The organism is Azospirillum sp. B506 (genome assembly GCF_000333595.1).
Taxonomy (GTDB): Bacteria; Pseudomonadota; Alphaproteobacteria; order Azospirillales; family Azospirillaceae; genus Azospirillum.
In genome coordinates, this window is sequence record NZ_BADK01000940.1 from 1 (window position 1) to 12,709 (window position 12,709).

Below are 12,709 nucleotides of genomic sequence, written 5' to 3' on the forward strand. Positions count from 1 at the left end.
CCTCCCTCACCTATGGGCTGGCGACGCTGCCCTTGCCGCTGACCGGCACGCTGAGCGGCGTTCTGACCTTCCAGGTGCTGGCCGGCCTGTCGTCGGGGACCTTCATCCCGCTGACCATCGGCTTCATCGTCNGCAACCTGCCGCCCCGGTATCTGGTCTACGGCATCGCCATCTATGCGATGAATGTCGAGTTGTCGCTGAACTTCTCCGCCTCCATCGAAGGCTGGGTGATCGAGACTCTCGACTGGCGCTGGCTGTTCTGGGACACGGCTTTGCTGGCGCCTCTGATGGCGCTGTGTGTCCATGTCGGCATGCCGGCCGAACCGGTGCGCCGCGACCTGCTGAAGGATGGGGACTGGTGGGGGATCGCCTATGCGAGCGTCGGCTTCGCGCTGCTTTATGCCGCGCTCGACCAGGGCAACCGGCTGGACTGGTTCAATTCCGGGCTGATCACCGGGCTTTTCCTGGGCGGGGCAGTGCTTGTCGCAGCGTTCGTCGTACAGGAGCTGACCTGCGCGAAACCCTGGATCACCTTCAGCGCGCTGTTCCGTGGCAACATTCCGCTTCTCTGCCTGCTGCTGGTGCTGCTGCGGCTGGTGATGCTGTCGACTGCCTACCTCGTTCCGCAATATCTCATCACGGTGAACAATTACCGGGCGCTGGAGGTGGGGGATACGCTTCTGCTGATCGCGATTCCACAATTCCTGCTCGCGCCACTGGTCGGCACGCTGCTGCGCCATGCCGATCCGCGGGTGGTGATGGCGGTGGGATTCGCCGCGGTGGGAATCGCCTGCTGGCTGGCCTCCCACCTGACGGCCGACTGGATCGGCGCCGACTTCCTGCCATCGCAGATGCTGCAGGCCTTCGGCCAGTCCTTCGCCATGACCTCGCTGATCTTCTTCAACATCAAGAACCTGTCCCAGGCCCACATCCTGGCGCTTGGCGCGCTGGTGCAGACATCGAGGCTGCTGGGCGGCGAACTGGGAGCCGCCTTCATGCAGACCTTCGTCCGCGTGCGCGAGCAGTTCCACAGCTTCCGGCTGGCGTCCGACGTGGTGTCGGGCGACACCGACACCGTCCGCCGGCTCGCGGGAACCGTGGCTCGGGTCGCCGCTCGCTCCACCGGCAACGAGGAGGCGACGCAGCAGGCCCTGTCGCTGCTGTCGACGGCGGTGCGCAAGCAGGCCTATGTGCTGGCCTACATCGACGGCTTCCTCGTGATCGCGTGGTTCATCGCCGGGGGCCTGCTGCTGATCGCCCTGTTGCGACCAGCCCCGAAGCCGTGACGCACCCAAGGTAAGCGTACTCCGCGCAATTCGGAGGGAAGACTGACACTTCCATGTTGCGAGGGGCTGACATTTTGGCTTTGCGCGCGGAATCAAGCTGAAGTGCGACAACATGTTTTTGTTGATCGGGTGCCCATCTTTTTAGCCATCATGTTGGGAGAGGAGAGCTCGTACCGGTAGTCCATAGGCTTGATCCGCGCGCCTCCATCGCGATGGCGGATCAAGCCTGTGGACCCACCGGTGCGAGCGGCGGGGCAGGGGAGGTCTGCTGGTTTCACGGCCTCTCATGGCGCTCAGGCGTAGCTGGTATTCACCGCCCGATCTTCGAAGCCGCCAGATTGGCCGCAAAGACTTCGGCTGGCGTCCTGTAGTCAAATATCCTGGACGCGGCGGCGCTCAGCGAAATCGATCTGCGAATAATGCTCACCCACCAGCGCTCACGTCCCGTAAAGCCCTGTGATTACAAGAAAGTTGCACTTCAGAACAGAACCTACCCCGCGTACAAAGGCAAAACGCATAATATATATTATGGAAAATTAATCTCCACACGCTCTCTTGTTAAATGCACAAATCATCGGCAAACAAAGCGTCTTGCGTCAAAATGTACGAACTGGTACGTTTGTTGGTGCCTACGAACCATGCCGCTGCCGAAAGGGCTCCCATGCCGTCCAGCGCCCTCACCTTCAAAAAGTCGATCGCCACCGTCTCGCTGAGCGGCACCCTGCCGGAGAAGCTTGAGGCGGCGGCGGCCATCGGCTTTGACGGCGTCGAGATTTTCGAGAACGACCTGTTGACCTTCGACGGTTCTCCGGCCGACGTCCGCCGCATCGCCGAGGGTCTGGGGCTGGAGATCACCATTTTCCAGCCTTTCCGCGATTTCGAGGCGATGCCCGACCCGATCCGCGCCCGCAACCTCGACCGTGCCGAACGCAAGTTCGACGTGATGCAGGAATTGGGAACCGACCTCGTCCTGGTCTGCTCCAATGTCCAGTCCGCCGCCATCGGCGACCCGGGCCGGGCCGCCGCCGATCTCGCCGAAATGGCGGAGCGGGCGCAACGCCGGAACCTCCGTGTCGGCTATGAGGCGCTGGCCTGGGGCAAGCATGTCAATCGATGGCGCCAGGCCTGGGACATCGTGCAGCGTGCCGACCATCCGGCGCTGGGGTTGATCGTCGACAGCTTCCATACGCTTGCCCTGGGCGACGATCCGTCCGGCATCGCCGATCTGCCGGGTGACCGCATCTTCTTCATGCAGTTGGCGGATGCGCCGAAGCTGTCGATGGACGTGCTGTCCTGGAGCCGTCATTTCCGCAATTTCCCCGGCCAGGGCCAATTGCCCGGTTCACCGATTCCTTGAGGCGGTGCTGGCATCGGGGTATCGCGGTCCGCTGTCGCTGGAGATCTTCAACGACGAATTCCGCGCCGCTCCTGCCCGGCAGAACGCCCTCGAAGGGCTGCCCTCGCTGATCCATGACGAGGCCGAGGCGGGCTTCGGTCCCGGCCTGCCGGCGGCGCCGGTCTGCCGCGGTGTGGAGTTCCTGGAATTCGCCGTCGACGCAGCGGCGCGGGAAAAGCTGTCCACCCTGCTCGGCAGCCTGGGCTTCCGGCATGCCGGGCGCCACCGCTCCAAGGATGTCGATCTCTATCGGCAGGGCGGCGTCAATCTGGTGCTGAACAGCGAGGAAGACTCCGCAGCATCCGAGCATTTCCAGATGCATGGTCCGTCGGTGTGCGCCATGGCCTTCACGGTGGACGATGCCGCCCGCACCGTCGCCCGTGCCGAAGCCCTGCGCTGTGTGCTGTGGCGCGAGCGGGTCGGCGACGGAGAACGCCGGATCCCGGCGCTGCGGGCGCCCGACGGCACGTTGATCTATCTGGTCGACGACAAGGATGCCCGCCGCAGCATCTGGGAAGACGACTTCCACCTCTTCGCCGAGGAACCGGCAGGGCGGACGTCGGACACCCCGTCCCCGCCCATCCCCTTGTTGGGCATCGACCATGTCGCCCAGGCATTGCCCTTCGGCCGGATGGACAGCTTCGTGCTGTTCTACCGCACCGTGTTCGGCTTCGTGCCGGAAAGCCTGTGGGAATTGCCCGACCCCTACGGCCTGATCCGCAGCCGGGCGCTGGTCAGCCCCGATGCGGATCCCGGCCATGGCGTGCGGCTGCCGCTGAATATCTCGGAAAGCCGGCGGACCGCCACCGGACGTTTCGTCAGCGCCACCTCCGGTGCCGGAGTCCATCACATCGCATTCGCCACGGCGGACGCCGACAGGCTGGTGAAGGACCGTCTTGCCGCCGGGGCTCCCTTCCTGCCGATCCCCGCCAACTATTACGACGACCTCGCGGTCAAGCATCCGCTGGACGACGCGATGCTGGCGGCTCTGAAGGAGCGCGAACTGCTGTATGACCGCGACGAGCAGGGTGAATTCCTGCACGCCTACACCGACAGTTTCGACGATCGCTTCTTCTTTGAAATGGTGGAGCGGCGTGGCGGCTACCGGCAGTTCGGCGCGGTGAATGCCGCCGTTCGCATGGCTGTGCAGGCCCAGCTGCGCGAAGGCGCCCGGCCCGAACTCTATCTCGACTGAGACACCCAACGAAACCGTGCGTTTGCTTGGAGACGCCCCAACCATGAGCCGCCCCATCCTGGTCCTGAACGGACCCAACCTGAATCTGCTGGGCAAGCGCGAGCCGCACATCTACGGCCACGAGACGCTGGCCGATGTCGAGGCCGACTGCCGCCGCACCGGCGAGACGCTGGGCCTTGCCGTCGATTTCCGCCAGTCCAACGCCGAGCATGTGCTGATCGACTGGATCCATGAGGCGCGCGAAACGGTCGACGGGCTGGTCATCAACCCGGCCGGCCTGACCCACACCTCTGTCTCGCTGATGGACGCGCTGTCGGCCTGCGCCTTTCCCATCCTGGAGGTCCATATCTCCAACATCCACCGGCGCGAGGAATTCCGCCATTTCTCCTATGTGTCGCGTGTCGCGGCCGGTGTGATCTGCGGCTTCGGCACCCAGGGTTACACGCTGGCCCTCCAGCGCATGGCCCGGCTGCTCGAAAGCGCCACGAAATGAACGCCATCGCACGGCCGGCCTCGGTAGCCGGAAACTCCATCCTGGTCGGGCTGATCGGTGCCGGCATCCAGGCATCCCGGACCCCGGCGATGCACGAGCGGGAAGCCGATGCACTCGGCCTGCGCTGCATCTACCGGCTGATCGACCTCGACCGCCTCGGACTAGGCCCCGACGCCCTGCCGGACCTGCTGACGGGTGCCGAGCGCATGGGCTACACCGGCCTCAACGTCACCTACCCCTGCAAGCAGGCGATCATCCCGCTGCTGGACGAGCTGTCGGACGACGCCCGGGCCATCGGGGCGGTCAACACCGTCGTGTTGAAGGACGGCCGCCGGATCGGTCATAACACCGACTGCTCCGGCTTCGCCGAGGGCTTCCGCCGCGGCCTCGGCACCGTGCCGATGGACCGGGTGGTCCTGCTGGGGGCCGGCGGGGCGGGGGCGGCGGTCGGCCATGCCGCCTTCCATCTCGGCGCCGGCCGGCTCGACATCTTCGACGCCGATCCGGCACGGGCGCTGTTGCTGGCCGATCAGTTGAACGCCCGTTTCGGGGCCGGGCGGGCTGCGGCCGTTGTCGGCCGGGATGGTCTGCGCACCGCGGTCACAGCGGCGGATGGGCTGATCCATGCCACGCCCACCGGCATGGCGAAGTTCCCCGGCCTGCCGCTGCCGGCAGACATGCTGCACCCGCGGCTGTGGGTGGCGGAGATCGTCTATTTCCCGCTGGAGACCGAATTGCTGCGGACGGCGCGGGCCATCGGCTGCCGGACGCTGGACGGCGGCGGCATGGCGGTGTTCCAGGCGGTGGACGCCTTCCGGCTGTTCACTGGGGTTTCCCCCGATGCCGAACGCATCCGTGCGCACTTCGCGTCGATGGACGCGGCACCGCCTACCGCCTGATACTGGCTCCAATCGATACAAGATAAGCCGGCGGGACTGCCGGCACCGGGAGGACCGCATGAGACAGCTGGTCGAGGCTTATTTCACCCTCATCAAGATCCTGATGGCGCTGTGCATGGCCGGCATGGTGGTGCTGGTGTTCGGCAATGTCGTGTTGCGCTATGCCTTCAACAGCGGCATCACGGTGTCGGAGGAGATGTCGCGCCTGTTCTTTGTCTGGATGTGCTTCCTCGGCGCCATCCTGGGCCTGCGCGAACGGGCGCATCTCGGCGTCGATGCGCTGGTGGCCCGCCTGCCGCGGAGCGGCAAGATGGCCTGCGCCGTGGTCAGCTGCGGCCTGATGCTTTGGGTTACCTGGCTGGTGCTGCAGGGCAGCTGGACCCAGACCGTGATCAATTGGGACGCACAGGCGCCGGCCACCGGCCTGTCGATGGGGCTGCTGTACGGCATCGGCGTGGTGTTCGGCCTGTCGACCGGCGCCATCCTGCTGCACGAGATGTATCTGCTGCTGACCGGCAGGATCTCGGACGCCGATCTCGTGATGGTCTCGGAATCGGAGGATCTGCCGGAAGCCACCGCCCATGGTGCTCACACCGGCGGTCACCGGACCCATCAGGCTACCAACCAGGGGGGCACCCACCGGGCGGAGGCTTTGACGCTGCCTCCCCGCACCGCCTCCAGCCGCTGAGGACGCCCGACCATGACCATCACCATCTTCCTCGGCTCCCTGCTGGGCGCCATGGCCATCGGCATGCCCATCGCCTATGCCCTGCTGCTGTGCGGCGTGGCGCTGATGATCCAGCTCGATCTGTTCGATGCGCAGATCGTGGCGCAGAACCTGATCAACGGCGCCGACAGCTTTCCCCTGATGGCCGTACCCTTCTTCATGCTGGCCGGCGAGATCATGAACACCGGCGGGCTCGCCAAGCGCATCGTCAACCTCGCCATGGCGATGGTCGGCCATATCCGCGGCGGTCTCGGCTACGTCACCATCCTGGCGGCGACGGTTATGGCCAGCCTGTCAGGCTCCGCCGTGGCGGATGCGGCCGCACTCGCCACCCTGCTGGTGCCGATGATGGTGGCGGCCGGCCATGACCGCAACCGGTCGGCCGGTCTGGTCTCCGCCAGCGCCATCATCGCGCCGATCATCCCGCCCTCCATCGGCTTCGTCATCTACGGCGTCGCCGGCAATGTCTCGGTCACCAAGCTGTTCCTGGCCGGCATCTTCCCCGGCATCCTGCTGGCCGTCGGCCTGTGCGGCGCCTGGTGGTACGTGTCGCGCAAGGAGAACCTCGTCCCGCCGCCCCGCCGCTCCCTGCGCGAGGTGCTGGCGATCCTGCGCGAAGGCGTGTGGGCGCTGATGCTGCCGGTGATCATCATCGTCGGGCTGAAGTTCGGCGTCTTCACCCCGACCGAGGCCGCCGTGGTCGCCGCCGTCTATTCGCTGTTCGTCGCTGTCTGCGTCTATCGCGAGATGTCGGTCGCCGACATCTATCCGGCGCTGCTCGGAGCGGCGAAGACGACCAGCGTCGTCATGTTCCTAGTCGCCGCGGCGCTGGTGTCGTCCTGGTTGATCACGGTGGCCAACCTGCCGGGCATGGTGACCGACCTGCTTGCTCCGCTGATGGACAGCCCGACCCTGCTGATGCTGGCGATGATGGCGCTGGTGGTGGCGATCGGTACCTCGATGGACATGACGCCGACCATTCTGATCCTGACGCCGATCTTGGTTCCGGTGTGCAAGCAGGCCGGCATCGATCCCGTCTATTTCGGCGTGTTGTTCATCATCAACTGCGCCATCGGCCTGATCACACCGCCGGTTGGCACCGTGCTGAACGTCGTCTGCGGCGTTTCCAAGGTCAAGATGCAGGAGGTGGTCCGAGGAGTCTGGCCCTTCCTGATGGTGCAGCTGATCACCCTGCTTCTTTTCACCCTCTTCCCGTCCTTGGTCATGGTTCCGGCCGCCTGGCTCAGCCACTGAACCCTCACCGATCCCCTGCCCTTTTAAAGAAGAATACACGGAGGAAACGTTATGAAGACGCGCATGAAGTCCCTGCTCGCCGGCCTGCTGTTGCCCGGCCTGCTGTTCGCCGGTGCCGCCACCGCTGCGGAATACAAGGAGCGTTCGGTCAAATTCGCCTTCCAGAACGTCAAGGAACATCCGCAGGGCCAGGGCGCCCAGAAATTCGCCGACATCGTCGAGGCGAAGAGCGGCGGCAAGATCAAGGTGAAGCTGTTCCCCGGCGGCACGCTGGGTGGCGACGTGCAGACCGTGTCGGCGATGCAGGGCGGGATCATCGAGATGTCGGTGATGAATGCCGGCATCCTGGTTTCCCAGGCCAAGGAATTCGCCCTGGTCGACCTGCCCTTCCTGTTCAACAGCGCGTCGGAGGCCGATGCCCTGCTGGACGGCCCGGTGGGCGAGCAGCTGATGGCGAAGCTGCCGGAGAAGGGGCTGGTGGGCCTCGGTTTCTGGGATCTCGGTTTCCGCAACCTGACCAACAACCGCCGGCCGGTGAAGACCGCCGCCGACATCGCCGGCCTGAAGATCCGCGTCATCCAGACGCCGATCTACATCGACATCTTCAAGGCGCTGGGCGCCAACCCGGTGCCGCTGGCCTTCCCCGAACTCTACAGCGCGCTTGAAACCGGCACTGTCGACGGGCAGGAGAACCCGGCCAAGACCATCGAGCTGACCAAGTTCAACGAAGTCCAGAAATACATGACGATCACGCGGCACATCTACAATCCGCAGTCGCTGATCATCTCCAAGAAGTTCTGGGACACGCTGAACGCCGATGAGAAGGCGCTGTTCCAGAGTGCGGCGGCCGAGGCCACCGTCTTCCAGCGCAAGCTGTCGCGCGAACAGGAGGCCGACGCGCTGGCGTCGCTGAAGGCCAAGGGCATGACCATCGACGAACTGCCGGCCGACGAACTCGCCAAGATCCGCGAGAAGGTCAAGCCGGTGGTCGACAAGTACAAGGCCGAGATCGGCGAGGCGCTGGTCACCCAGGCCTATGCGACCATCGAGAAGAAGCGCGCCTCGAACTGACGGAGAAGCCGGTGGTGGAGCGCCTGTGTGCGCTCCACCACTCCGGCATTGAGGTTTTTATCCCGTTCGTCCATTACCTCCGTTGAAGGCGCCTCCCGCGCCGCGAGACCATGGGACAGGGCATGACGGCGGACGACGCGACCGGTATCATCCGAAAGGCCAATCCAGGGGCCAAGCCAAGCCGCAAGAACGATCCGGAAGGCACCCGCCAGGACATCCTTGAGGTGGCGACGGAGGAGTTCGCCTCGCTGGGCTTCAGCGGCGGCCGGGTCGATGCCATCGCCGCGCGTACCCGCACCACCAAGCGCATGATCTACTATTACTTCGGCGGCAAGGAGGAGCTGTATCTTGCCGTGCTGGAGAAGGTCTATGGCGACATCCGGGCCATCGAGAACCGCCTGAACCTCCAGGATCTGGAGCCGGAAACGGCAATCCGCGCCCTGATCGACTTCACCTTCGACTATCAGGAGCAGCACGAGGACTTCATCCGGCTTGTGAGCATCGAGAACATCCACCGCGCCGAACATATGAAGAAGTCGAAGGCCATCGCCAACCTGAACATCACGGTCATCGACACGTTGGCCCGCATCCTGGAGCGCGGCCGTCTGGCGGGGGTGTTCAAGGCCGACATCCAGCCCATCGACCTCCATATGATGATCAGTGCCTTCTGCTTCTTCCGGGTGTCGAACCGCCACACCTTCAACCTCATCTTCCATCAGAATCTTGCCGCCGACGATACCCGCAGCCGCCACAAGCGGATGATCGCCGATGCCATCGTCAGCCTGCTCAAAACCGAGGCGGTGGGCGGCTGAGGCCCAAAATCCTTTAGATATCGTCCCGACGCCGGGGGCCGTCAGGACCCTGTCAGATTTTCCCCGCATATTGTCAGCAAGCCCCGCAATCGGCGGCCTGAGCAACATGACACATGTGGGAGGAAACGATGAACAGGACGTCGCCGACCGTCCGTTCCACCATTGCGGGCGCACCCGTCGACCCGGTGGCGGCTGCGGTCCCGGCCAGCCCCTTGCTGGAAGTGTCCGGCGTCACCTTGCAGTACAAGACGACGGATCATCTGGTGACGGCCACCTACCGGGTCGATTTCCAGGTTTTCAAATCGGACCGTTACGTCCTGCTCGGCCCGTCGGGCTGCGGGAAATCGACCCTGCTGAAGGCGATCGGCGGTTATCTGGAGCCGGTGGAGGGCGCGATCCGCCTGAACGGGCATGAGGTGACCCGCCCCGGTCCCGACCGCATGATGGTGTTCCAGGAATTCGACCAGCTGCTGCCCTGGAAAAGCGTGCGCGAGAATGTGCTGTTCGCGCTGACCACCAGCGGCCGCGCCAAGGGCGCCGAGGCGGCGGAGCGGACCGACCATTACATCAACAAGGTCGGTCTGGCGAAGTTTGCGCACAGTTTCCCGCACACGCTGTCCGGCGGCATGAAGCAGCGTGTCGCCATCGCCCGCGGCATGGCGATGGAGCCGGACGTCCTGCTGATGGATGAGCCTTATGCCGCGCTCGATGCCCTGACCCGCCGCCGCATGCAGGACGAACTGCTGCGCCTTTGGGACGACACCAAATTCACCGTGCTGTTCGTGACGCACTCCATAGAGGAGGCGATCCGCGTCGGCACCCGCATCCTGTTGCTGTCGCCGCACCCGGGACAGGTGAAGGCCGAACTGAACAGCATCCCGCCGGAGCAGCTCGGCACCGCCGCCCAGGCGGAACTGGAAGCCCGCATCAACGACATGCTGTTCGTCCACTGAGGCCCGCCATGACCATGCAGTCCACCATGCAATCCATTCTCGTAGACCGCCCGGAGATCGTCCGGGACGTGTCCCGTTCGACCGTCATCGCCGATGTCGAAAAGCCCTTGAGCGCGTGGGAGCGGCTGTACCGCGTCCCGCTGCTGCGCAAGGGGCTGATCCTGCTGGTGCTCGCCGTGATCTGGGAAGTCTATGGCCGCTGGCTCGACAACCCGCTGCTGTTCCCGCCCTTCTCGGCGATGCTGCAGGCCTTCACCACGGATCTGGGCAACGGCATCATCCCGGCGCGCACGCTGGTCTCGCTGCAGACGCTGGTGATCGGCTATGCCATGGGCATCCTGCTTGCGGCTTTGCTGACCACCGTCGCCATCGGCTCGCAGATCGGCACCGACCTCTTGGAGACGATGACCTCCATGCTGAACCCGTTGCCGGCCATCGCCCTGCTGCCGCTGGCGCTGATCTGGTTCGGGCTGGGGTCGGGCAGCGTGATCTTCGTGCTGGTCCATTCGGTGCTGTGGGCCATCGCGCTCAACACCCATGCCGGTTTCCGCTCCGTCTCCAACACGTTGCGCATGGTCGGCCGCAATTACGGGCTGAACGGCCTGGGGCTGGTCCGCCACATCCTGATCCCGGCGGCCTTCCCGTCGATCCTGACCGGCCTGAAGGTGGGCTGGGCCTTCGCCTGGCGCACGCTGATCGCGGCGGAACTGGTGTTCGGCGTCAGCTCCGGTTCCGGCGGCCTCGGCTGGTACATCTTCGAGAACCGCAACCAGCTGGAAACGGCCAACGTCTTCGCCGGCCTGTTCACCGTGATCCTGATCGGCCTGATCGTCGAGAACGGCGTCTTCGCCACCATCGAGCGGCGCACCATCCGCCGCTGGGGCATGCAGCACTGATCCGAACAGCAAAGATTCCCAACAGCATAAATTCCCAGGGGGAGGACCCATCATGACTGCATTTGCGACCCTGCGCCGGGCCGGTGTCGTGGCGACGGCGCTCGTCGCTCTGGCATCCGGGGCGCTGGTGGCCGGCCCCGTCCGCGCCGAGACCTCGGAGGTCCACATCTCCAAGGGGTACGGCATCCTCTATCTGCCGATGATCGTCATGGAGCATGAAAAGCTCCTGGAGAAGCAGGCCAAGGCGGCCGGGCTCGGCGACGTCAAGGTCGGCTGGCTGGAGCTGGACGGCGGCAACGTCATCAACGACGCCATGATCTCCGGCAATCTCGACATCGCCGCCATCGGCGTGCCCGGCTTCCTGACGCTGTGGTCGAAGGTGAAGGGCAACGCGAAGCTGGAGGTCACCGGGCTGGCCGGGCTGAGCGCCACCTCGCTGTACCTGAACACCAACAACCCGAACATCAAGTCGCTGAAGGACTTCACTGCGAAGGACAAGATCGCCCTGCCGGGCATCAAGACCTCGCTGTCCGCGGTCGTGCTGCAAATGGCCGTCGCCAAGGAGTTCGGCGACGACAATTATGCCAAGCTCGATCCGATGACGGTCGGCCTGCCGCACCCGGAGGCCTATACGGCGCTCGTCTCCGGCAAGACCGAGGTGAACAGCCATCTCGGCTCGCCGCCCTATTCCTTCATGGAACTGGAAAACCCCCAGGTGCATCGGGTGATGAACTCGGTCGATGTGCTTGGCAACATCTCGCTCGATCTGGTCTATGCGCCCAAGCGCTTCATCGACGCCAACCCGAAGCTGACCGCCGCCTTCGTCGCGGCGCTGGAGGAGGCCGACAAGCTGATCGCCGACGAACCGGCACGCGCCGCCACCATCTATGTCCAGTCCGCCAAGGCCAAGCTGTCGGCCGACGAGGTCGAGCGGATGATCAAGGATCCGGACACCAAATTCTCGACCACGCCCAACGGCGTGATGCAGTTCGCCAACTTCATGGGCCGGGTCGGCTCGATCAAGACCAAGCCGGCGACCTGGCAGGATCTGTTCATCGCCAACGTCCATTCCCTACCCGGAAGCTGACCGCTCAGCCGCTCCCGCATCGGCACGAACTGGCCCGGGTCATCCCCGGGCCTCTTTTTTGCCGTCACGGTTGATGCAGGAACGCCTTCCATTGCTGGAGGAAGCGGGCGCGCTTCAGATGATCCATGAAGACCAGCAGGGCGGGACCGAGACCGATCCGTTGCGTCGGGCCGCGCATCTCCTCCTGCAGATGGGTCGCCGACATCGGGCCGCCGACCGTCGGCTGGATGGAGTAGAAGGCCGTCCTGGTGGCGACCACCGCCTGCCCACGCTCCGACAGCAGGTAATCGATGAAGCGTCCGGCGAGATCGGGGGCGCTCGCCCGCTGGGGGATCAGGGCGACGCGCGTCATCACCAGCGTGTAGTCCGACGGCAGGACGATGCCGATATGGGCGCCATGGAGCTGCCGCTCCCGTGCGTAGGATCCCAGCAGATTGTAGCCGATCAGGCTTTCACCGCGCGCGATGGACTCCACCATGTCGGACGTGCAGCACATCTGCCGCGCCTGGTTCTCGCCGAGCGCATCGGCGAGCTGCCAGAACTGGCTGGTCAGCACGGAGTCCTGCGTCGCGAACAGATAGCCGATGCCGCTCTCCTCGACGTCGTAGGTCACAACCCGGTTGCGGTAGCGCTCCCTGTG

At 64.9% G+C, this 12,709-nt stretch carries 13 protein-coding genes and 1 pseudogene; 12 read left to right on the forward strand and 2 right to left on the reverse strand.

Annotated features, from left to right (window positions below):
- Positions 1-1,286: MFS transporter (locus I71_RS29070; protein ID WP_049976392.1), on the forward strand; the 1,286-nt coding region annotated here is incomplete at its 5' end.
- 141 nt (positions 1,287-1,427) lie between these two features.
- Here I71_RS29070 and I71_RS36540 read toward each other — a convergent pair.
- A pseudogene (locus I71_RS36540) lies at positions 1,428-1,668 on the reverse strand (hypothetical protein); the annotation flags it as partial.
- Positions 1,669-1,947: 279 nt separating this feature from the next.
- Here I71_RS36540 and I71_RS40735 point away from each other — a divergent pair.
- The 11 genes from I71_RS40735 to I71_RS29120 all read left to right on the forward strand — a co-directional run bounded on the left by I71_RS40735 (position 1,948) and on the right by I71_RS29120 (position 12,069).
- Positions 1,948-2,643, forward strand: coding sequence for a sugar phosphate isomerase/epimerase (locus I71_RS40735; RefSeq protein WP_280109927.1), 696 nt, complete (start codon positions 1,948-1,950; stop codon positions 2,641-2,643).
- A gap of 4 nt (positions 2,644-2,647) precedes the next feature.
- A complete protein-coding gene (locus I71_RS40740) occupies positions 2,648-3,877 on the forward strand; it encodes a 4-hydroxyphenylpyruvate dioxygenase family protein (RefSeq protein ID WP_280109928.1) in 1,230 nt (409 codons plus the stop codon).
- A gap of 43 nt (positions 3,878-3,920) precedes the next feature.
- A complete protein-coding gene (gene aroQ, locus I71_RS29080) occupies positions 3,921-4,370 on the forward strand; it encodes a type II 3-dehydroquinate dehydratase (protein ID WP_042702558.1) in 450 nt (149 codons plus the stop codon).
- Entirely contained in the window at positions 4,367-5,269 is a 903-nt protein-coding gene (locus I71_RS29085; protein ID WP_042702560.1) for a shikimate dehydrogenase, read from the forward strand. The genes aroQ and I71_RS29085 overlap by 4 nt, the downstream gene beginning before the upstream one ends.
- A 58-nt stretch (positions 5,270-5,327) precedes the next feature.
- The gene (locus tag I71_RS29090) at positions 5,328-5,957 is read left to right on the forward strand and encodes a TRAP transporter small permease (RefSeq protein WP_042702563.1); all 630 of its coding nucleotides are present in this window, start codon (positions 5,328-5,330) and stop codon (positions 5,955-5,957) included.
- A gap of 12 nt (positions 5,958-5,969) precedes the next feature.
- The gene (locus I71_RS29095; RefSeq protein WP_042702566.1) at positions 5,970-7,250 is read left to right on the forward strand and encodes a TRAP transporter large permease subunit; all 1,281 of its coding nucleotides are present in this window, start codon (positions 5,970-5,972) and stop codon (positions 7,248-7,250) included.
- 51 nt (positions 7,251-7,301) lie between these two features.
- Positions 7,302-8,321, forward strand: coding sequence for a TRAP transporter substrate-binding protein (locus tag I71_RS29100; protein WP_042702570.1), 1,020 nt, complete (start codon positions 7,302-7,304; stop codon positions 8,319-8,321).
- 122 nt (positions 8,322-8,443) lie between these two features.
- Positions 8,444-9,133 carry a TetR/AcrR family transcriptional regulator gene (locus I71_RS29105; protein ID WP_042702573.1) on the forward strand — a complete coding sequence of 230 codons (690 nt, stop codon included), beginning with the start codon at positions 8,444-8,446 and terminating at the stop codon, positions 9,131-9,133.
- A 128-nt stretch (positions 9,134-9,261) separates the two neighbouring features.
- Positions 9,262-10,086 carry an ABC transporter ATP-binding protein gene (locus tag I71_RS29110; RefSeq protein WP_042702576.1) on the forward strand — a complete coding sequence of 275 codons (825 nt, stop codon included), beginning with the start codon at positions 9,262-9,264 and terminating at the stop codon, positions 10,084-10,086.
- Between the two features lie 8 nt (positions 10,087-10,094).
- Positions 10,095-10,982 (forward strand): ABC transporter permease, encoded by an 888-nt coding sequence (locus I71_RS29115; RefSeq protein ID WP_244434128.1) that lies wholly within the window; start codon positions 10,095-10,097, stop codon positions 10,980-10,982.
- Positions 10,983-11,034: 52 nt separating this feature from the next.
- Positions 11,035-12,069: an ABC transporter substrate-binding protein gene (locus I71_RS29120; RefSeq protein WP_042702579.1), complete on the forward strand. Its 1,035-nt coding sequence runs from the start codon at positions 11,035-11,037 to the stop codon at positions 12,067-12,069.
- Between the two features lie 64 nt (positions 12,070-12,133).
- Here the strand turns inward: I71_RS29120 and I71_RS29125 are convergent.
- Positions 12,134-12,709: ABC transporter substrate-binding protein (locus tag I71_RS29125; protein WP_042702589.1), on the reverse strand; the 576-nt coding region annotated here is incomplete at its 5' end.